The organism is Pseudomonas flexibilis, from assembly GCF_000802425.1.
GTDB classification, from domain to species: domain Bacteria; phylum Pseudomonadota; class Gammaproteobacteria; order Pseudomonadales; family Pseudomonadaceae; genus Serpens; species Serpens flexibilis.
The window spans coordinates 157,311-176,073 of the sequence record NZ_JRUD01000014.1 but is presented as its reverse complement, the minus strand read 5'-3'; the positions used below and the strand labels follow the sequence as shown (position 1 = coordinate 176,073).

Annotated in this window: 20 protein-coding genes; 7 read left to right on the top strand and 13 right to left on the bottom strand. The window is 68.1% G+C overall.

Going from position 1 to position 18,763, the window contains the following annotated elements; all coding sequences use genetic code 11:
- Positions 1-3 precede the first annotated feature (3 nt).
- On the bottom strand, positions 4-1,419 hold the full coding sequence (locus tag SF06_RS10170) for an acetyl-CoA carboxylase biotin carboxylase subunit (protein ID WP_039561176.1): 1,416 nt from the start codon (positions 1,417-1,419) through the stop codon (positions 4-6).
- A 164-nt stretch (positions 1,420-1,583) separates the two neighbouring features.
- Between SF06_RS10170 and SF06_RS10165 the strand changes: the two genes are divergently transcribed.
- Entirely contained in the window at positions 1,584-2,528 is a 945-nt protein-coding gene (locus SF06_RS10165; protein WP_027588827.1) for a LysR family transcriptional regulator, read from the top strand.
- Here SF06_RS10165 and SF06_RS18510 read toward each other — a convergent pair.
- Both SF06_RS18510 and hexR read right to left on the bottom strand, forming a co-directional pair.
- Positions 2,522-2,665: a PA3496 family putative envelope integrity protein gene (locus tag SF06_RS18510; protein ID WP_169745302.1), complete on the bottom strand. Its 144-nt coding sequence runs from the start codon at positions 2,663-2,665 to the stop codon at positions 2,522-2,524. The genes SF06_RS10165 and SF06_RS18510 overlap by 7 nt on opposite strands.
- 205 nt (positions 2,666-2,870) lie before the next feature.
- Positions 2,871-3,737, bottom strand: a complete 867-nt coding sequence (hexR, locus tag SF06_RS10160) for a transcriptional regulator HexR (RefSeq protein WP_027588826.1) — start codon at positions 3,735-3,737, stop codon at positions 2,871-2,873.
- 117 nt (positions 3,738-3,854) lie between these two features.
- Between hexR and zwf the strand changes: the two genes are divergently transcribed.
- Entirely contained in the window at positions 3,855-5,282 is a 1,428-nt protein-coding gene (zwf, locus tag SF06_RS10155) for a glucose-6-phosphate dehydrogenase (protein WP_162172908.1), read from the top strand.
- Positions 5,283-5,345: 63 nt separating this feature from the next.
- Here zwf and SF06_RS10150 read toward each other — a convergent pair whose 3' ends face one another.
- From SF06_RS10150 to SF06_RS18300, 3 genes are read right to left on the bottom strand one after another with little or no spacing between them, the layout of a single operon-like run.
- Positions 5,346-5,807, bottom strand: coding sequence for a GNAT family N-acetyltransferase (locus tag SF06_RS10150; RefSeq protein ID WP_027588824.1), 462 nt, complete (start codon positions 5,805-5,807; stop codon positions 5,346-5,348).
- Positions 5,808-5,842: 35 nt separating this feature from the next.
- Entirely contained in the window at positions 5,843-6,835 is a 993-nt protein-coding gene (locus SF06_RS10145) for an asparaginase (RefSeq protein WP_039561174.1), read from the bottom strand.
- 35 nt (positions 6,836-6,870) lie between these two features.
- Positions 6,871-7,008 (bottom strand): hypothetical protein, encoded by a 138-nt coding sequence (locus SF06_RS18300; RefSeq protein ID WP_155956090.1) that lies wholly within the window; start codon positions 7,006-7,008, stop codon positions 6,871-6,873.
- A gap of 238 nt (positions 7,009-7,246) precedes the next feature.
- On the opposite strand from SF06_RS18300, the gene SF06_RS10140 reads away from it, so the two are divergent.
- Positions 7,247-8,155 (top strand): LysR substrate-binding domain-containing protein, encoded by a 909-nt coding sequence (locus SF06_RS10140; RefSeq protein WP_039561172.1) that lies wholly within the window; start codon positions 7,247-7,249, stop codon positions 8,153-8,155.
- 197 nt (positions 8,156-8,352) lie between these two features.
- Here SF06_RS10140 and ggt read toward each other — a convergent pair whose 3' ends face one another.
- The gene (ggt, locus tag SF06_RS10135; protein WP_052199776.1) at positions 8,353-10,062 is read right to left on the bottom strand and encodes a gamma-glutamyltransferase; all 1,710 of its coding nucleotides are present in this window, start codon (positions 10,060-10,062) and stop codon (positions 8,353-8,355) included.
- Between the two features lie 241 nt (positions 10,063-10,303).
- On the opposite strand from ggt, the gene purE reads away from it, so the two are divergent.
- From purE to SF06_RS10115, 4 genes are all read left to right on the top strand, one after another.
- Positions 10,304-10,795: a 5-(carboxyamino)imidazole ribonucleotide mutase gene (gene purE, locus SF06_RS10130; protein WP_027588821.1), complete on the top strand. Its 492-nt coding sequence runs from the start codon at positions 10,304-10,306 to the stop codon at positions 10,793-10,795.
- A gap of 16 nt (positions 10,796-10,811) precedes the next feature.
- On the top strand, positions 10,812-11,897 hold the full coding sequence (locus SF06_RS10125; protein WP_039561170.1) for a 5-(carboxyamino)imidazole ribonucleotide synthase: 1,086 nt from the start codon (positions 10,812-10,814) through the stop codon (positions 11,895-11,897).
- A 214-nt stretch (positions 11,898-12,111) separates the two neighbouring features.
- Positions 12,112-12,363 carry a GlsB/YeaQ/YmgE family stress response membrane protein gene (locus tag SF06_RS10120; protein ID WP_027588819.1) on the top strand — a complete coding sequence of 84 codons (252 nt, stop codon included), beginning with the start codon at positions 12,112-12,114 and terminating at the stop codon, positions 12,361-12,363.
- 65 nt (positions 12,364-12,428) lie between these two features.
- Positions 12,429-12,950, top strand: coding sequence for a DUF3299 domain-containing protein (locus SF06_RS10115; protein WP_039561167.1), 522 nt, complete (start codon positions 12,429-12,431; stop codon positions 12,948-12,950).
- Between the two features lies 1 nt (position 12,951).
- Here the strand turns inward: SF06_RS10115 and SF06_RS10110 are convergent, their stop codons facing one another.
- Genes SF06_RS10110 through SF06_RS10085 form a run of 6 tightly spaced genes read right to left on the bottom strand, consistent with a single transcriptional unit; the run spans position 12,952 to position 18,660 of the window.
- Positions 12,952-13,881 (bottom strand): phosphatidate cytidylyltransferase, encoded by a 930-nt coding sequence (locus tag SF06_RS10110; protein ID WP_039561165.1) that lies wholly within the window; start codon positions 13,879-13,881, stop codon positions 12,952-12,954.
- Position 13,882: 1 nt separating this feature from the next.
- Positions 13,883-14,497: a lysophospholipid acyltransferase family protein gene (locus tag SF06_RS10105; protein ID WP_039561164.1), complete on the bottom strand. Its 615-nt coding sequence runs from the start codon at positions 14,495-14,497 to the stop codon at positions 13,883-13,885.
- Positions 14,498-14,509: 12 nt separating this feature from the next.
- The gene (locus SF06_RS10100) at positions 14,510-14,938 is read right to left on the bottom strand and encodes a hypothetical protein (RefSeq protein WP_039561162.1); all 429 of its coding nucleotides are present in this window, start codon (positions 14,936-14,938) and stop codon (positions 14,510-14,512) included.
- Entirely contained in the window at positions 14,931-16,268 is a 1,338-nt protein-coding gene (locus tag SF06_RS10095; RefSeq protein ID WP_065365678.1) for a phosphatase PAP2/dual specificity phosphatase family protein, read from the bottom strand. The genes SF06_RS10100 and SF06_RS10095 overlap by 8 nt, the downstream gene beginning before the upstream one ends.
- Positions 16,265-18,019, bottom strand: a complete 1,755-nt coding sequence (locus tag SF06_RS10090; protein ID WP_039561161.1) for a bifunctional alpha/beta hydrolase/class I SAM-dependent methyltransferase — start codon at positions 18,017-18,019, stop codon at positions 16,265-16,267. The genes SF06_RS10095 and SF06_RS10090 overlap by 4 nt, the downstream gene beginning before the upstream one ends.
- A 26-nt stretch (positions 18,020-18,045) precedes the next feature.
- Positions 18,046-18,660 (bottom strand): CDP-alcohol phosphatidyltransferase family protein, encoded by a 615-nt coding sequence (locus SF06_RS10085; RefSeq protein ID WP_039561159.1) that lies wholly within the window; start codon positions 18,658-18,660, stop codon positions 18,046-18,048.
- Between the last annotated feature and the right edge of the window lie 103 nt (positions 18,661-18,763).

The following is an 18,763-nucleotide window of genomic DNA, read 5'->3' as shown; positions in this document are numbered from 1 at the left end:
CCCTCACAGGCCGGCGTGGGCGGCGATCGCCGCGGCAATGGCCAGGGCCAGTTCGCCCGGCTTGCGTTTGATCGAGTAGTTCAGCAGTTCCGGGTGCTCGTCGACGAAGCTGGTGTTGAAGCGGCCGCTGCGAAAATCCGGATTGGCCAGGATCTGCTGGTAATAGGTGGCGGTGGTCTTCACCCCCTGCAGGCGCATGTCGTCCAGCGCGCGCGAGCCGCGGGCGACGGCTTCTTCCCAGGTCAGCGCCCAGACGATCAGCTTCAGGCACATCGAGTCGTAATACGGCGGAATGGTGTAGCCGGTGTAGATCGCCGTGTCGGTACGCACGCCCGGGCCGCCGGGGGCGTAGTAGCGGGTGATCTTGCCGAAGCAGGGCAGGAAGTTGTTGCGCGGGTCCTCGGCGTTGATGCGGAACTGCAGGGCGAAGCCGCGATGCTGGATGTCGTCCTGCTGCACGGACAGCGGCAGGCCCGAGGCGATGCGGATCTGCTCGCGAACGATGTCGATGCCGGTGATTTCCTCGGTGATGGTGTGCTCCACCTGCACGCGGGTATTCATCTCCATGAAGTACACCTCGCCCTCGGCGAGCAGGAACTCCACGGTGCCGGCGTTCTCGTAGCCCACCGCCTTGGCGGCGCGTACCGCCAGTTCGCCGATGTAAGCGCGCTGCTCGGGGGTCAGCTGCGGGCTGGGGGCGATCTCGATGAGCTTCTGGTTGCGGCGCTGGATCGAGCAGTCGCGCTCGAACAGGTGCACGGTGTTGCCGAAGCGGTCGGCAAGGATCTGCGCCTCGATGTGCTTCGGGTTGACGATGCACTTCTCCAGGAACACCTCGGCGTTGCCGAAGGCCTTGGTGGCCTCCGAGATCACGCGCGGCCAGGCGTATTCCAGTTCGGCGCGGTCGTTGCAACGGCGGATACCGCGTCCGCCGCCGCCGGAGGTGGCCTTGAGCATCACCGGGTAGCCGAGCCGCTCGGCCTCGCGCAGTGCATCGGCCAGGTCGGCGACGTTGCCTTCGGTGCCCGGAGTGACCGGCACGCCGGCGGCAATCATCGAGCGGCGCGCCTCGGTCTTGTCGCCCATGCGGCGAATGACCTCGGCGGACGGTCCGATGAAGGTGATCCCGCGCGCGGCGCAGATCTCCGCCAGTTCAGGGTTCTCGGACAGGAAGCCATAGCCGGGATGCAGCGCGTCGCAGCCGGTTTCCACCGCCAGGTTCACCAGTTTGCGCGGGTTCAGGTAGCCGGCCAGCGGGTCATCGCCGAGGTTGTAGGCTTCGTCGGCGCGCTTGACGTGCAGCGCATGGCGATCGGCCTCGGCGTACACAGCCACCGAACGGATGCCCATCTCGGCACAGGCACGCACGATGCGCACGGCAATCTCGCCGCGGTTGGCGATGAGGATTTTCTTGATCACTGTTGTAGTCCTCGCCTCAGAAACGCGATCCGCCGCAGCGGATTCGATGGCGTTTACCCTACGCCCAGTGCCGCGATTAAGAAAAATCAATATTTATTTGCCAGTGAATAAGTAATTACTTATATCCGTCTGGAAACCGCACCCCACTAAAGGCAACGAGGCCCATGCGCAAATCGCTGAACCGCCTGACGCTGCGCCAGATGCAGGTGTTCCTGGCCGTCTGTGACCACCGCTCCTACAGTCGCGCCGCCGAGGCCATGGCACTCACCCAGCCGGCCATCAGCCTGCAGATGCGCCAGCTGGAAGAGCTGGTCGGCCAGCCGTTGTTCGAGTACGTGGGGCGCAAGCTGCACCTGACCGAAGCTGCCGAGGCGCTGCAGCGTGCCTGCCTGGATGTCCTCGGTCGGCTGGAAAACCTCGACATGCAGCTGTCCGACCTGCGCGGCTCACTGCAGGGCCAGCTGCGCCTGGCGGTGGAGACCAGCGCCCAGTACTTCGTGCCGCACCTGTTTGCGGCGTTTCGGGCGCGCCACCCGGAGGTCAGCCTGCAGATGGCCGTGGTCAACCATGCTCAGGCGCTCAAGCGCCTGTCGGTGCACCGTGACGACCTGTTGATCATGACCATGGTCCCGGCCGACATGGGGCTGGAGTTCCTGCCGTTCCTGGACAACCCGATCATCGCCGTGGCGCGTTCGGACCATCCGCTGGCACAACGCTCCGGACTGCAGCTGCAGGACCTGACCAGCCACCTGCTGCTGGTGCGCGAGCAGGGCTCGGCCACGCGCGCGGTGACGGAGGAGTACTGCCACCAGAAGCGCGCGCATTTCCCGCAGACGCTGGAGCTCGGTTCGCTGGAAGCGCAGCGCGAAGGCGTGATCGCCGGATTGGGCCTGGCGCTGCTGCCGCGCCACGCGGTGCGCCGCGAGCTGGCCGATGGCGAGCTGGTCGAGTTGCCGGTGGCCGAGCTGCCTCTGCGGCGCAGTTGGTGCGTGGTGCATGCGCGCGACAAGCAGCTGTCGCCGGTAGCGCAGGCGTTCTTCGACTTCGTGCGCCGCGAGCGCGGCAGCCTCACCGCGCTGGCCGAGCGCTTCGCGCAGCGGGTTCAGTAGGGCGTCAGCGTGGCGCGCAGCTGGCGCTCCTCCCAGTAGCGCTCGATGGCCCGGCGGTAGCGCATGCGGCGGATTTCCTCCTGCTTGCGGCGGGCCTTGGCATCATCCTGGGGGTAGGTATCGACGTGACGGCGCATGGCGAAGTCTCCCGAGTATGTGGGAGCTTCAGCCTTGCGAAAGGACATGACGGTTGCGGGACGGTTCGCTGACAGGCGGGTTAAGGGTGACAGGCGGCTGCGGAGCCGCATCGAATCCGTAGGGCGGACAACGTTGTTCTTGTCCGCCGGTGTGGATGCCGGCCGGCGGCCAGGAAAGCGCTGACCGCCCTACGAACCGTGCGTCTCACTCTTCCAGGTTCTTCACCGACTTGGGCGACAGCCGCAGGCTGCGCAGGCTGCGCTTCACGCTCTTGAGGTGCTCGACCAGGTCCGGGCCGCGGGACATGGCCACACCCATGGCCAGCACGTCGATCACCACCAGGTGGGCGATGCGCGAGGTGAGCGGTGTGTAGATCTCGGTGTCTTCCTGCACGTCGATGGCCAGGTTCACGTCCGACAGCTCGGCCAGTGGCGTCTGCCCCGGGCAGAGGGTGATCAGCGTGGCGCCGGTTTCGCGTACCAGGTGCGCAGTGGTCAGCAGGTCCTTGGAGCGGCCTGACTGCGAGATGCAGATGGCTACGTCGCCCGGCTTGAGGGTCACCGCCGACATGGCCTGCATGTGCGGGTCGGAATAGGCGGCGGCGGTGAGCAGCAGGCGGAAGAACTTGTGCTGCGCGTCGGTGGCCACCGCGCCGGAGGCGCCGAAGCCGTAGAACTCCACGCGCTGCGCCTTGGCGATGGCGGCGATGGCCTTCTCGAGCGACTGCACGTTCAGCCGCTCGCGCACCTCCATCAGCGTGTGCAGGGTGGTGTCGAAGATCTTCAGGCTGAAGTCGGTGACCGAATCATCCTCGCGAATGGCGAACTGGCCGAAGCTGGCGCCTGCGGCCAGGCTCTGCGCCAGCTTGAGCTTGAGATCCTGGAAACCGGTGCAGCCGATGGCGCGGCAGAAGCGCACGATGGTGGGCTCACTGACTCCAACGCTGTGCGCCAGATCCGCCATGGAGCTGTGGATGACTGCCGCGGGATCGAGCAGGAGATGGTCGGCGACCTTGAGCTCCGACTTGCGGAGCAGGTGGCGGGACTGGGCGATGTGTTGCAACAGATTCAAGGGCAGGACTCGGGTATGATCGGCGGCCGGGGCTGTAGTGGGTTTTGTAGTGATACTACATGACACCGCCAGCACGAGGCCAACTCTGGAGCGTGACCGGTGACACTTCCCTGCGACATGCTGGTTTTCGGCGGCACAGGCGACCTGGCGTTGCACAAGTTGCTGCCGGCCCTGTATCACCTGCATCGCGATGGCCGCCTGCCCGCGGACATGCGCATCCTGGCGCTGGCGCGCACGCCATTGCAGCGGGCCGCCTATCAGGCCCTGGCCGAGCGCCACTGCCGCGCACACATCCCGCGCGCCACCTTCGACAACGAGGCCTGGCAGGGCTTCGCCGCGCGCCTGGACTACCTGGCCATGGACGCCAGCCAGAGCGCCGACTACGGCCGCCTGGCCCGCTACCTGGAGCAGGGCGCTTGCCGGCGCGGGCGCATCTATTACATGGCCACCGCGCCGGACCTGTTCCAGGACATCGCCGCCTCGCTGGCCACGGCCCGGCTGACCGGCGAGCACACCCGCATCGTGCTGGAAAAGCCCATCGGCCGCTCGCTGGCCTCGGCCCAGGCGATCAACGCCGGCATTGGCCAGGCGTTCGATGAGCCGCAGATCTTCCGCATCGACCACTACCTGGGCAAGGAAACGGTGCAGAACCTCATGGCGCTGCGCTTCGCCAACGCCCTGTTCGAGCCGGTGTGGCGTTCCGGGCACATCGACCACGTGCAGATCAGCGTGTGCGAGACCCTCGGCGTGGAAAACCGCGGCGCCTACTACGACAACGCTGGCGCGATGCGCGACATGCTGCAGAACCACCTGCTGCAGCTCTTGTGCCTGGTGGCCATGGAGGCACCGGTGCGTTTCGACGCCGATTCGGTGCGCAGCGAGAAGGTCAAGGTGCTCGAGGCCCTCAAGCCGATCACCGGCCTGGATGTGCAGGACAAGACGGTGCGTGGCCAGTACGTGGCCGGGCGCATCGGCGGGCATGACGTGCCGGCCTACTACTTCGAGAAGAACGTCGACAACGACAGCGACACCGAAACCTTCGTCGCCGTGCAGGCGGAGATCGACAACTGGCGCTGGGCCGGTGTGCCGTTCTACCTGCGCACCGGCAAGCGCATGGCGCGCAAGACCTCGGAGATCGTCATCCAGTTCAAGCCGGTGCCGCACCGCCTGTTCAATGGCAGCGAGGCCAACCGGCTGATCATCCGCCTGCAGCCGGAGGAGCGCATCAGCCTGCAACTGATGGCCAAGCAGCCGGGCAAGGGCATGAGCCTGGAGCCGGTGGAGCTGGACCTCAACCTGGCTGATGCCTTCCGCCAGCGTCGGCGCTGGGATGCCTACGAGCGGCTGCTGCTGGACGTGATCGAGGGCGACTCGACGCTGTTCATGCGGCGCGACGAGGTGGAAGCCGCCTGGCGCTGGATCGATCCGATCCTGCAGGGCTGGCAGGAGTACTACCAGCGTCCGAAGCCCTACCCGGCCGGCAGCAACGGTCCGGAACAGGCCGCCAGCCTGCTGGAAAACAGTGAGCGGCGCTGGCACGAGTGATGCTCCGGGCCATGACGCCGGTACGACGATCTGCCCCCATTTTGCTTTCAGTCGGCCGGAATCTCAGCTCTTCAGCGTCTTCAGGAACTGCACGAAGCCCGTGCGCTCGGCCACCCGTGCATACAGGCGGATCGCATTGGTGTTGGTCTCGTGGGTCAGCCAGTAGAGCTCGTCGCAGGGCACCTGGCGGGCCTGCTGCTCGACATGCTCGATCAACTGCCGACCGACGCCCTGGCTGCGCAGGTCACGGGCGATGAACAGGTCCTGCAGGTAGCAGACCGGATTCAGCGTCCAGGTGTTGCGGTGGTACAGCCAGTGCACCAGGCCCACTGCCTGGCCATCGGCCCAGGCGAGGGCGGCGTGCTGTCCTTCGCTGGCATCCAGGAAGCGCTGCCAGGTGGCGGCGCTGACCGCCGGCTCCAGGCTCATCATGTAGAAGCGCTGGTAGCCCTGCCACAGGGGCAGCCAGGCGTCATGGTCGTCGGGCCCGACCGGGCGGATTTCCACGGGTAATCGGCGGCTCATGACGCATCTCCTCGACAAGCACAGACGCGCTTAGCTTAGTGGCAAGCACCCGTCCCGGTCAGCTCTCCGCACAGGTCTTCGCCGAACAGGGTTTCGACCGTTGCTGGGTCCAGGCCCGCGCCCAGCAGGGCGAACAGCTTGGCCAGGGCGGCTTCGCGGGTCATGCCGCCACCGCTGATCACGCCGCAGGCGGCCAACTGGCTGCCGGCAGCGTAGGTGGCGAAATCCACCCGGCCTTCCGGGCACTGGCTGATGGCAGCGAGGACCACACCGCGTGTGTGGGCCTGGCTCAGGACCTCGATCAGCGCGGCGTTATCTGCCGGGCCCGTGCCACTGCCGTAGCACTCCAGCAGCAAGGCCTGCAGCCCGGTGTCCAGCAGGGCCTGCACATGCTCGGCGCGCAGACCGGGGTACAGGGGAAGGCAAGCCAGGTTCACTTCCCGGCGCGGGATACGGTAATCGGGTGCCGGCGGGGACAGGAATCGAGGATGCGCGACGGGGCGCAGGGTCTCGGCAAAGGCGTCGAACTGCTCACTGCTGCGCTTGGTCACCCGCGTGCCCTGCAGCAGATGGCCATGGAAGAACAGATGCACGCCCGGAGCGGCACCCTCCGCCAGATGCCGCAAGGCGCCGAACAGATTGTCCCAGGCGTCGCTCCCGGGCACGCTGGCGGGCAGCATGGAGCCGGTCAGCACGACCGGAACGGGCAGGCCAAGCAACAGAAAGCTCAGGGCGGCGGCGCTGTAGGCCAGCGTGTCGGTGCCGTGCAGCACCAGCACTGCCTGGAAAGCGTCCCGCTCGACGGCTTCGACAATGACGTCCCGCATGGCCAGCCAGTGGGCCTGACTCATGTTGGCGCTGTCGATGGGCGGGGCGAGTTCGCGGAAACGCCACTCCACAGGGGAGGCGTCCGGACGGCGGGCCGCTTCGGCCCGCAGGCGGGCTTCGAAGCCACCGGCGGGCACCAGACCGCCCGCACTGGCGTGCATGCCGATGGTGCCACCGGTGTAGAGAATCAGTGTGTGCATGTTCCTCCCAGGGGCATGATGGCCCTGGGAACAACTTAAACGCGCTGGGTGGCGGCGGCCAGTGCCTTGGCGGTGCGGTTTGCCTTGGAGCTGGTGAAGGCCAGGCCGAGGAACGGCATGTAGCGGGCGGGGGGCTGGACGGCGGTGGTCATCGGGCGTGCGTTGGTGCGCATGTCAGGTACTCCTAGGTGGCGCTTTTGGCGCGTGTGGTCAGGAGTTGGGGCGCCCTGAGGGGTCGGCCTTGTCTGCATGACCATGACAAGTAATCGAGAGGCAGGTTGTGTCTGCGAACGCCCGAATCATAGGGCCTGCGACCGATCGTCGACCAATGCCTTTAATTGCTGTCCCATGCACAAACGGCATAACCTTGCTGTGACTTTTCCAGGCCCGCCGAACGGAACGAGGAATGGCATGAATCTGGAGACCAAGTGGCTGGAGGATTTTGTCGCGCTGGCCACCACGCGCAGCTTTTCCAAGGCTGCCGAGCGACGTTTCGTGACCCAGCCGGCCTTCAGCCGGCGAATTCGCAGTCTGGAAGAGACCGTCGGTCTGACGCTGGTCAACCGCAGCCATTCGCCGGTGGAACTCACCGAGGCGGGCCAGCTGTTTCTGGTCACCGCGCGCAACGTGGTTGAGCAGCTCGGCGAGGCGCTGCGTCATCTGCATCACCTGGAAGGCCAGCAGGGCGAGGTACTGCAGGTGGCCGCCGCGCATTCCCTGGCGCTGGGCTTCTTTCCCCAGTGGGTGGCTGGGCTGCGCAACGACGGCATCCATTTCGCCTCGCGCCTGGTGGCCACCAACGTGGGCGAGGCGGTGCATGCGCTGCGTGAGGGCACCTGCGACCTGATGCTGGCGTTCCATGATCCGGATGCCGTGCTCCAGATGGACCCGGAAATCTTCCCTTCGCTGCACCTGGCCAACAGCGAGATCATCCCGGTGTGCGCCCCGGATGCCCGGGGCCGCCCGCTGTTCGACCTGAACGACAGCGCCAGCGTGCCGCTGCTCGCCTACAGCGCCGGGGCCTTCCTCGGCCGTTCGGTGGGCGCGCTGCTGCGCCAGCGCAACCTGCGCTACGTCACCGTCTACGAGACGGCGATGGCGGACAGCCTGAAGAGCATGGCGCTGCAGGGCCTGGGCGTCGCCTGGGTGCCGCGCCTGAGCGTCGAGGCCGAGCTGGCGCGCGGCGAACTGGTGGAATGCGGCGACGCCAGCTGGCGCGTGCCGCTGGAGATCCGCCTGCACCGCTGCGCCCTGGTGCGCAAGGCCCAGGTGCGGCTGCTGTGGCGCAAGCTGATGGAGGCGGGCGCCGAGCCGGCGTAAGCGCGCCCGGGGAGGGTGGACAACATTGGCCACCGACGCGCCGCACCTGGCGGCGCGCTCGGTGGCTCGATAAAGCGCGATCCACCCTACGCCCAGCCCACCGTAGGGTGGTCAACGTTTTCCATTGGCCACCAACGCGCCGGCACGGCGCGCCTGCGGCGCGTTGGTGGATCGGTGAAGCGCGATCCACCCTACGGTTACAGCGCAGCCGGCGCTGCGCTTTCCGCCTTGGGTGCACGGTTGACCTCAACCACCAGCGCCTGCCCGCGGCCACGCGGGTCGGAAGCCGGCAGCGGCCGGCCCTCGATCACCTGTACCGCCTGCACGTCGCCCATCGGCCAGCCCTGCTCGGTCAGCGTATAGCCCATCGCCCGCAGTTCTTGGGCGGCCGAGCCCTTGAGCGGCGAATGGGGGTCGAGAAAGATCGTGTCCCTGGGCAGCAACTGGTGATGCACGCGCTGCGCCTTCAGCGCCTCGGGCAGCGGCAGGCCATGGTCGTAAAGGTTGCTCAATACCTGGAACACGGTGGTGAAGATGCGCGAGCCGCCGGGCGTCCCCACCGCCAGCGTCACCTGGCTGTCGCGGGTCAGTATGGTCGGGCTCATCGACGACAGCATGCGCTTGCCGGCGTCGATGGCGTTGGCGTCGCTGCCGATCACCCCGAAGGCGTTGGCCACGCCGGGCTTGGCGCTGAAGTCGTCCATCTCGTTGTTGAGCAGGAAGCCCGCGCCTTCCACCACCAGCCCGTTACCGAAATCCAGGTTCAGGGTGTAGGTGTTGCTCACTGCGTTGCCGTCGGCATCGATGATGGAGAAGTGCGTGGTCTGCGGCGATTCCAGCCCCGGGCGTACCGCCTCGGTCGGCGAGATGCGCTGCGGATCGATCTCCGCCGCGCGGCGTTGCAGGTACTCGGGGGCGGTCAGCTGCGCGGTGGGCACGTCGAAATAGTCCGGATCGCCGAGATAGTCGGCGCGGTCGGCGAACACGCGCTTCTCGATTTCCGCCAGCAGGTGCACGTAGCGCGCCGAGTTGAGAGGCACGCCGGCGAAGTCCTGTGCGCGCAGCGCCTTGATGCCGAGCAACTGCGCCAGCGCGATACCGCCAGAGCTGGGCGGCGGCGCGGTATACACCACCTGGCCCTGCCACTCGAAGCGCAGCGGCTCGCGCCAGATGGCGCGGTAGGCGTGCAGGTCGGTGGCGCTGATCAGCCCGTCGCTGCGCTGCATCTGCGCCACCAGCAGTTCGGCTGTGCGGCCACGGTAGAAATCCTCCGGCCCCCGGTCCGCAATGCGCTCCAGCGTCTGGGCCAGCTCTTCCTGGACGAAGCGTTTGCCAGCCTGCATGCCGCCGAAGTAGCGATCGAAATTGGTGCGCCCGGCGAAGAACTTCGCCGCTCCGTCGCGCTCCGCCACTTGCCGCTCGTCGACGATAAAGCCCTGGCGCGCCAGTACGATGGCCGGGGTCAGCAGCTCGGCCCACGGCAGGCTGCCGAAGCGGCGGTGCGCTTCCCACAGGCCCATCACCGTGCCGGGCACGCCGGCGGCCCGGGCGCCGACGGTGCTGAGATCCGCCACCACCTCGCCGCTCTCGTCCAGGTACATGTCGCGTCGGGCTCCCTGGGGCGCCATCTCACGGTAGTCGAGAAAATAGCCCTGACCGTCCACCACCAGTGTCATGAAGCCGCCGCCACCGATGTTGCCGGCCTCCGGGTGAGTCACCGCCAGGGCGAAGCCGGTGGCCACGGCGGCGTCCACCGCGTTGCCGCCGCGCCGCAGCACCTGGGCGGCCACCTCGGCCGAGTGACGATCCGGCGCGGCCACAGCGGCGGCCTCCAGCCGGGCGGCCTGCAGCGGACTGATGGAAAACAGGCTCAGGCTGAGCAACAAAAAGGAAACGAGACGTGTCATGGGGATCTCCGGGTGACGAGGCGGCTCGGCAGAGTGTGGCAGCAAATGGCGGAGCAGGGGCCAACGAGCGGATACACCTGCCGACAAGCCACAGGCGCGACAGCCGCGCCTTTCCGGTATAATGCCGCGCCTTCAAGCCAGCCGGCCCGCTGGTTTGCCCCGACATGACAAGCCACGCCCGAGCCGCGTGGCTTGTTGGTTTTTGAGCGCGCCGACCGGCGCACCGCAAAGAGGCACGAGGATGAGCGCACTGGTTGGCGTGATCATGGGTTCCAAGTCCGATTGGAGCACCCTGAGTCATACGGTGGAGATGCTGGAGAAGCTCGGTATTCCCCACGAGGTGAAGGTGGTGTCCGCGCACCGCACCCCGGATCTGCTGTTCCAGTACGCCGAACAGGCCGAGGAGCGCGGCATCGAAGTGATCATCGCCGGCGCCGGCGGCGCGGCCCACCTGCCGGGCATGTGCGCGGCCAAGACCCACCTGCCGGTGCTCGGCGTGCCGGTGCAGTCGTCGATGCTCTCGGGTGTGGATTCGCTGCTGTCCATCGTGCAGATGCCCGGTGGCATCCCGGTCGCCACCCTGGCCATCGGCAAGGCCGGCGCCATCAACGCTGCGCTGCTGGCGGCGAGCATCCTCGGCGGCAAGCACCCTCAGTACCATGCGGCCCTCAAGCAGTTCCGCGAGGAGCAGACCCGTACGGTGCTGGACAACCCGGACCCGCGTCAGGCGTAACGCAAAGGACACGACCATGAAAATCGGTGTAATCGGTGGCGGCCAGCTGGGTCGCATGCTGGCGCTGGCGGGCACGCCGCTGGACATGAACTTCGTCTTCCTCGACCCCGCGCCGGACGCCTGCGCCGCCGCGCTGGGCGAACACCTGCTGGCCGGCTACGACGATCCCGAGGCGCTGCGCCGCATGGCCGAGAGCGTCGACCTGGTGACCTTCGAGTTCGAGAACGTGCCGGCGGAAACCGTCGCCTTCCTGTCGAAGTACGTGCCGGTGTACCCGGCCGCCGAATCCCTGCGCATCGCCCGCGACCGCTGGTTCGAGAAGTCCCTGTTCAAGGAACTGGGCATCCCGACACCCGAGTTCGCCGACATCCAGTCCCAGGCCGACCTGGACGCCGCCGTGGCCGCCATCGGCCTGCCGGCCGTGCTCAAGACCCGTACCCTGGGCTACGACGGCAAGGGCCAGAAGGTCCTGCGCCAGCCCGCCGACGTGAGCGGCGCCTTCGCGGAGCTGGGCAGCGTGCCCTGCATCCTCGAAGGCTTCGTGCCCTTCACCGGCGAGGTGTCGCTGGTGGCGGTGCGCGGTCGCGACGGGGAAACCCGCTTCTACCCGCTGTCCCACAACACCCACGTGGGCGGCGTGCTGAACCTGTCCATCGCCAGCACCGACCACCCGCTGCAGGGGCTGGCCGAGGACTACATCAGCCGCGTGCTGACCAAGCTCGACTACGTCGGCGTGCTCGCCTTCGAGTTCTTCGAGGTGGACGGCGGCCTGAAGGCCAACGAAATCGCCCCGCGTGTGCACAACTCCGGGCACTGGACCATCGAGGGCGCCGAGTGCAGCCAGTTCGAGAACCACCTGCGTGCCGTGGCCGGCCTGCCGCTGGGCTCCACCGCCAAGGTGGGCGAGAGCGCCATGCTCAATTTCCTGGGTTCGGTGCCGCCGACCGAGCAGGTCATCCGCATCGCCGACTGCCACCTGCATCACTACGGCAAGGCGTTCAAGGCGGGCCGCAAGGTCGGTCACGCCACCCTGCGCTGCCAGGACGCCGCCACCCTGCAGGCACGCATCGCCGAAGTGCAGGCGCTGATCGCCAGGGGCTGAGAACTGCCCCCTCTCCTCTGGGAGTGGATCTGATGGGAGCGGGCTTGTCCGCGAGCTTTTCCAGCGCCGGCCAGGCTGCAGGCCGCACCCAGAAGCTCGCGGACAAGTCCGCTCCCACAATCACTGCAGTGCACCGCCGCGAACTGCCCGGCAGCCCAACGGTCCCAAGCAACGGAGTGGCAACCGCCACGCAACCCGTTGGGACGGAGGACTCATGGGCATCATTGGAACCATCATCATCGGCCTGATCGTCGGGCTGATCGCGCGCTTCCTCAAACCGGGCGATGACAGCATGGGCTGGATCATGACCATCCTGCTGGGCATCGGCGGCGCCCTGCTGGCCACCTACGGCGGCCAGGCGGTGGGCTTCTACGACGCTGGCGAGCCGGCCGGATTCATCGGCGCGGTGATTGGCGCGATCATCCTGCTGGTGATCTATGGCATGGTGACGCGCAAGCGAACCTGACCCTCACGCCGTTGTCTTTGTCGGGGTCGCGCGCGGCCCCGTCCTGTCCATGAGCCGAGTCGTCCATGCGAAATTTGTTCATTCCGCTGCTGTTCACCGTTTCCCTGTCGCTGCACGCCGCGCCCGCCGAGCTGGACTGGCTGGAGCTGCTGCCGCCCGAGGATCTGGCGGCGCTGGAAGCCATGCCGGAAATCGAACACATCGGCGCCGAGGCCCAGGGCTTCAGCGACGGGGGCGGCTATCTGAAGCAGGCGCCCGGCCTGCCTGAAGTCATGTACTCCACCCGCACCGTCGCGGCCCTCGACAACCGGGAGATCCGCCTGGCCGGCTACCCGGTGCCGCTGGAAAGCGACGAACAGGGGCGTTTCGTCGAGTTCTTCCTGGTGCCCTATCCGGGCGCCTGCATCCACGTGCCGCCGCCGCCGCCCAACCAGATCGTGCTGGTGCGCTACCCCAAGGGCATCCGCATTGACGACATCTATGCACCGCTGGAAGTGGACGGCCGCCTACGCATCGAGGCGGCCAGCAACGTGGCGGCCGATGCCGCCTACGCGCTGGGCGCCGCGAAGGTCAGGGTGCTGGAATGATTCAGGTCCAGTAGTAGCGCACCAGGTGGAAGAAGATCGGCGCGGCGAAGCACACCGAATCCAGCCGATCGAGCATGCCGCCATGGCCCTCGATCATGTGCCCCCAGTCCTTCACGCCGCGGTCGCGCTTGATGGCGCTCATCACCAGCCCGCCGAAGAAGCCCAACAGGTTGACCACCAGCGCCAGGCCCAGCGCCTGCCCGAAGCTGAACGGGGTGATCCACCACAAGAGCGCGCCGACCAGCGTGGCCAGCGCCACGCCGCCGATGAAGCCCTCCACGGTCTTTGAAGGCGACAGCAGGGGCGCGATCTTGCGTTTGCCGGCCAGCTTGCCACACACGTACTGCAGCACGTCCGACAGCTGCACCACCAACACCAGCCAGGCGATCAGCAGCAGGTTGCGCCCTTCGTAACCGGCGATCTGCAGGGTCAGCAGCGCCGGCACGTGGGAAATGCAGAACACCGCGATCATCAGTCCCCATTGCACCTTGGAGGCGCGTTCCAGGAAGCGCGTGGTGTCGCCGCCCAGCGAGGCGAGGATCGGCAGCAGCAGGAACACGTAGACCGGGATGAAGATCGAGAACAGCCCGTACCAGCCGTAGCCGATCAACAGGTACTGCGCCGGCAGCACGACATAGAAGGCCGCCACCAGCGGCCAGTAGTCGCTCTGCCGGGTCGGCGTCAGGGTCATGAACTCGCGCAGCGCGTAGAACGACACCAGCGCGAACAGCAGGATCACCGCGCCATGGCCGAGCAGGAAGGCGCCACCGATCACCAGCACCATCACCCACCAGGCGGCGATGCGCGCGTTGAGGTTGTCGATGGTCGGGCTGGGTCCGCCAGCGCGGCGCTTGAGCAGGAAGCCGATCAGCGAGGCGAGCAGCAGCAGGGCGCCGATGCCGGCGAACAACAGCAAGGTATGTCGATCCATTTCAGACGTGCTCCGGGGCCACGGCCAGCAGCGCCGCGCGGGCGCGTTCCAGGAAGGTGGGCTTGACGTCGTCACCGACCGCCAGCGGCGCGCCGAAGCTCAGCGTGCACAGCAACGGCAGCGGGATGGCACGGCCCTTGGGCATCACCCGGTTGAGGTTGGCGATCCACACCGGCACCAGCTCCACCTGCGGATGCGCGCGGCCCAGGTGAAAGAGCCCGCTCTTGAACGGCAGCAGGCCGTCCTCGCGGTTGCGCGTGCCTTCCGGGAAGAAGATCAGCGAATCGCCCCGCTCCAGCGCGTCGAGCAGCGGCTGCAGGGGATTGCCGCCGACCTCGCCGGCCCGGTCGACCAGCACGCCGTTGAACACCCGGGTGATCAGGTAGCGGCGCAGCGGGCTCTTCAGCCAGTAATCGGCGCCGGCCACCGGCCGGGTGCGCGCGCGCAGCGGCGCGGGCAGCGCCGCCCAGAGCAGCAGGAAATCGATATGACTGCTGTGGTTGGCAAAGTAGATGCGCTGCACCGCCTCGGGCCGGCAGCCCAGCCACAGGCTGCGCGCGCCAGTCAGCAGGCGGGCGGCGGAGGTGATGGTGAAGGCGCAGAGTAGGCTCAGCATGGGGGGATTCCTTCAGATCAGCAGAACGGTCAGCAGCGCGGCGCCGGCCAGCAGTCCCTGGGCAGCCAGCAGTACGCCCTGCCTGCGCAGCAGGCGCAGCGCGGCCTGGCAACGGGCCGGCAGCGTACGGCTGTCCTGGCCGGCCGGTTTCAGGCCCAGTTCGCGCAGCGCGCTATCGAGAGTCGGCAACGGGGTGTCGCTACCGGCCAGCCGGTCGAACAGCTCGGCGTCGAAGGCCACGCGCAGAGCCCAGTACAGCTGCGCCAGCCAGAGCAGGAACACGCCCAGGCAGAGCAGGCCGAACGGCAAGTGTGGCGGACCGCTCAGCGCCTGGGCGCCGCCGGCCAGAAGACCGGCCATCCCCAGCAGGCGACTGGCCCGCTCCAGCGTGCGGCCCTGGCGCAGCAGGCTGGCGCACACCGATGCGGAAAACTCAGACATGCGCAGGCTCCGCTGGAAGAACCGCGTGGCGTGCCTGCAGTTGCCGCAACACGCGCAGATGCGCGTCGTGCAGCACGATGCGCGGCCGGGCGCCGCGCAGCAGGGCCAGCGCGGCGTCCAGGTTGGCCACGCGGCCACTGAACAGCAACCAGGCGGCCAGCGCGGTGGCGCTGCGCGAATAGCCCAGGGCGCAGCACACCAGGGTCGGACCCCGCCGGCGCGCCTGCTCGATGGCCTCGGCGGCGGTCAGGCAATCGTCGAGGGTCGGCGGGGTCAGATCGAGCACCGGGATCGCATGGTAATGGCGGCCCTGTGGAGCAAGCGGCAGCTCGGCGCACAGGTCCACCACGGAGCGGAACGGGCTGCGCGCCAGCTCGCGCGCGCCGGGCAGTCGGCCCAGCCAGACGCCGTCGCACACCTCATCCGGCGCCGGCCGGCGAAATGTCCACAGGCGGGAATTCAGCCAGGCACCGAGCATGTAGGGCGCCAGCAGCCAGCCGGCCGCCGTGCTCAGGCGGCCGTCGGCGCCCTTCTGAAACCCATGCGCGCCGAACAGCGCGTAGTTCAGCGCCACCAGCAGCAGCGACACCGCCGGCCAGCACAGCCATAGCCAGGCGCCGCCGAACAGGAAGGCGGGCACGGCACAGGCGGCGCTGCCCAACGCATAGCGCAGCGCCAGGCGCCGGCCTGCGCGGCACGCGGTCAGGCGCGCCCGGCTGAGCGGGCTCGGCCCGTGCAGCGGCCACAGCCAGACGCACAGCCAGCCGAGCAGGGCGCCGCTGGGCAGGTCGATGAAATGGTGCTGCCAGGTGGTGAGCACGGAAATGCCGATCAGCGCGAACCAGCCGTGCAGCAGCCAGCGCCATAGCCCCGGCACATGCCGGGCATAGCAGACCCAGAGAATCACCAGCAGGGCGATGTGCAGCGAGGGCGCCTGGTTGAACGGCTTGTCGAAGGCGCCCAGCAGTTCGAACAGCAGGCCGAACACGCCGTCCATGTCCGGGCGCGTGAAGGTGAAGCGCAGCGGCCAGAGCAGGAAGCAGGCGACCGCCACCAGCTGCGCGCTGAGCAGGCGTAGGGCGTGGCGATCCAGTTCCAGGCGGCTCAGGCAGAGGAACAGCGACAGGCCGTAGAGCAGGTCGATCGACCAGTAGGGCACGATGCTCCAGGCCCAGAACGGCAGGTGGCTCTCCCAGGCGAACACCAGACTGCCGACGTCGTCGCGCTGGCTGGTCACCCAGGTGGCCAGGCCGTAGCTGGCGAAGAAGAACGGCGCGAGGAACGCCAGCCAGCCCAGGGCGCTGCGCCAGGGGCGTGACGCAGTGATCATCCGTCCACCCGCTGGGCCAGCGACACGCTGAAGATGCCCCACTCGTCGATGCGCTGCTCCAGCTTGCGAAATCCGGCCGCGGCCACCAGCTGATCCATCTCCGCCTGGCTGCGCCGGCGCATCACCCACGGCTGGCCGTCGCGGTGGCTGGTCAGGGCGCGGGCGATCAGCTCCAGTTGCGGGTGCCAGGGCTGGCCGGTGTACACCAGATAGCCACCCGGCGGCACGGCGGCGGCCAGGCCGGCCAGGGAATTGCCGACCTGCTGGTTGTCGCCGAACAGCTCGTACAGGCCGGAGACCACCGCCAGGCTCGGCCGCGGCGCCACGGCCGCCAGGTCGGCGCGGTCGAAGGCGTCGCCTTCGATGAAACGGGCGATCTGGTCGAGCCCCTTGGCCTCGATCAGTGCCTGGCCGTCGCGCACGTTGAGCTCGCTGTAGTCGCGCAGCAGGATCGATTCGGGCAGCGGCTCGACGCCCTGCAGCGCTTCGAGGATGTAGCGGCCGTGCCCGGCGGCGATGTCGAGGATATGCACCGGCCGTCCCGCCTCGCGCAGCCGCGCCATGGCCAGGCGCAGCAGCTCCTCGACGTGCAGCTTGCGCTGGCGGATGCCGCGCCAGCCGATGGAGTCCAGGTAGGTCCGGTCGACCAGCCGGCCGAGGCGACCCATTCCTCCGGGCGTGTTGCGGTACACGTAATCCAGCGTGCTGCCGGAATCGAAACCGGTATCGAAGCCGAGCTTCACGCCTCGGGACAGGTGGGCGCCGATCTTCAGGCCGGCACGGGTCAGGCGCCAATACAGGCCGCGCAGCGAGCGCGCCGGCAGCGGCGTGGCCAGCGCCTCGGCTTCCGCGCAGCTGGCGCCGATGCGGTCGGCATCCAGCAGCGACGGGCGCGCCGGCGGCTGCTCGAACTGCTGGAGCACGAAGCGCCTGACTCGCTCCAGTACCGGCCCACGGTCGCGCTCGCCCAGGGTGTCGTGGAAGAAGCCGGGCAGCACGTGCAGTTCCTTGCGCAGCGTGCCCAGGCGCTCGAAGAACTGCTCCTGGGGTTTGCGGTGCACCACGAAGTCGGCGCCGGAGACCAGCAGCTGGGTGGGAATCTGGATCGCCTGGGCATCGGCCACCACCCGCTCGGCGGCCTCGTACAGGCCGAGCAGCAGGTTCACCGAGATCGGCCGGGTGATCAGCGGGTCGGCCTCGAAGCTGGCGATGCGTGCCGGGTCGTGGGTCAGGAAGCGCGCCTTGACGTAGCTGTTGACGAAGAAATTGCCGCGCAGTGCGCGCAGCAGTTTCAGGCCGGGGCGGGCGAACGGCACGTACAGCTTGACCTTGAACGCCGGCGAGGCCAGCACCAGGGCGCGGATGTTCGGCGCGTAGTCATGGGCCCAGGTCGCCACCAGCACGGCGCCGACGCTCTGCGCCAGCACCACCATGTCTTCCTCGGCGAGGCCGTGCCGCTCGCGCAGGTGGCCGATGAAGGTCTGCACATCGCGCACGCTGGTGCCGAAGCTCGGGCTGTCGCCGCGCGGGCCGTGCGACTGGCCGAGGCCGCGGGCGTCCCAGGCGAAGATGTCGAAGCCCGGCAGCTCCAGTTCGTCGGCCAGGTGCGCCATGCGCCCGGAGTGCTCGTGGCCGCGGTGGAACAGCACCAGGGCGCGGCGCGGCTGGCCGCTGTCGGTCGCCGGCCAGTGGCGGTAGAAGAGTTCCAGGCCGTCGTGGCTGGCAAAGGTGCGTTTCTGGTAATCGCGCATCGTGAAATCCCTGTCTCGATGAAAACTCAATTCCCGGCGGCCACTTCCGCCAGCCCCTGGCGCACCCGATTGACCAGGGTGAGCAGCAGCAGCGCGGCGAGCAGCGCCAGCACGCCGTTGATCCAGGCCGCCGGCAGCAGGCCGGCGGCGACCCCGGCGCCCAGCGCGCCGAAGCAGAAGGCGCGGTCGCTCTTGCCCATCGGGCCGTCGTAGCGGCGCGAGGCGCCGGCCAGCGGGCCCATCACCCCGGCGTACTCGCTGAGCAGCGCGAGCAGCAGCACCAGCACCAGCCACAGCGGGCTGACGCCGGGCAGCAGCAGGAAGGGCATGTACAGCGCGGTATCCGAGACCAGGTCGCACAGCTCGTTGAGGTAGGCGCCCAGGGTGCTCTGCTGGCCGAATTCCCGGGCGAGCATGCCGTCGATGGCGTTCAGTGCCATGCGCAGGGTCATCCACAGCGGAATCAGCGCGAACAGCCCGCGCTGCTCGGCGAACAGCGCCACCAGTCCGGCGATCGCCAGCGAGCCGGCGCAGGCGGCCAGGGTGACCTGGTTGGCGGTGATCCCGGCGTCGTGCAGCCGGTGCACCAGCGGACGCAGCAGGGCCTGGAAACGGGGTTTGAGCTGGTAGATGGAAGGCATGGCAGGGAGGTGTCAGAGCCGATGGGCGCGCCAGTATAGCCATGCGCCATGACTGCGCATTTGCGCCAGCGCAGGAATGTGGCCTGCGTATCTGCGCGAAAAC

Excerpts from the sequence above, each read along its gene's own strand:
- SF06_RS10145 (WP_039561174.1), bottom strand. The coding sequence starts at position 6,835 with ATGCACACACTGATTCTCTACACCGGTGGCACCATCGGCATGCACGCC.
- SF06_RS10125 (WP_039561170.1), top strand. The coding sequence starts at position 10,812 with ATGAAAATCGGTGTAATCGGTGGCGGCCAGCTGGGTCGCATGCTGGCG.
- SF06_RS18510 (WP_169745302.1), bottom strand. The coding sequence starts at position 2,665 with ATGCGCCGTCACGTCGATACCTACCCCCAGGATGATGCCAAGGCCCGC.
- SF06_RS10120 (WP_027588819.1), top strand. The coding sequence starts at position 12,112 with ATGGGCATCATTGGAACCATCATCATCGGCCTGATCGTCGGGCTGATC.
- SF06_RS10150 (WP_027588824.1), bottom strand. The coding sequence starts at position 5,807 with ATGAGCCGCCGATTACCCGTGGAAATCCGCCCGGTCGGGCCCGACGAC.
- SF06_RS10100 (WP_039561162.1), bottom strand. The coding sequence starts at position 14,938 with ATGTCTGAGTTTTCCGCATCGGTGTGCGCCAGCCTGCTGCGCCAGGGC.
- zwf (WP_162172908.1), top strand. The coding sequence starts at position 3,855 with ATGCTGGTTTTCGGCGGCACAGGCGACCTGGCGTTGCACAAGTTGCTG.
- SF06_RS10140 (WP_039561172.1), top strand. The coding sequence starts at position 7,247 with ATGAATCTGGAGACCAAGTGGCTGGAGGATTTTGTCGCGCTGGCCACC.
- SF06_RS10090 (WP_039561161.1), bottom strand. The coding sequence starts at position 18,019 with ATGCGCGATTACCAGAAACGCACCTTTGCCAGCCACGACGGCCTGGAA.
- SF06_RS10085 (WP_039561159.1), bottom strand. The coding sequence starts at position 18,660 with ATGCCTTCCATCTACCAGCTCAAACCCCGTTTCCAGGCCCTGCTGCGT.
- SF06_RS18300 (WP_155956090.1), bottom strand. The coding sequence starts at position 7,008 with ATGCGCACCAACGCACGCCCGATGACCACCGCCGTCCAGCCCCCCGCC.
- SF06_RS10165 (WP_027588827.1), top strand. The coding sequence starts at position 1,584 with ATGCGCAAATCGCTGAACCGCCTGACGCTGCGCCAGATGCAGGTGTTC.
- SF06_RS10105 (WP_039561164.1), bottom strand. The coding sequence starts at position 14,497 with ATGCTGAGCCTACTCTGCGCCTTCACCATCACCTCCGCCGCCCGCCTG.
- ggt (WP_052199776.1), bottom strand. The coding sequence starts at position 10,062 with ATGACACGTCTCGTTTCCTTTTTGTTGCTCAGCCTGAGCCTGTTTTCC.
- SF06_RS10115 (WP_039561167.1), top strand. The coding sequence starts at position 12,429 with ATGCGAAATTTGTTCATTCCGCTGCTGTTCACCGTTTCCCTGTCGCTG.
- SF06_RS10110 (WP_039561165.1), bottom strand. The coding sequence starts at position 13,881 with ATGGATCGACATACCTTGCTGTTGTTCGCCGGCATCGGCGCCCTGCTG.
- purE (WP_027588821.1), top strand. The coding sequence starts at position 10,304 with ATGAGCGCACTGGTTGGCGTGATCATGGGTTCCAAGTCCGATTGGAGC.
- SF06_RS10095 (WP_065365678.1), bottom strand. The coding sequence starts at position 16,268 with ATGATCACTGCGTCACGCCCCTGGCGCAGCGCCCTGGGCTGGCTGGCG.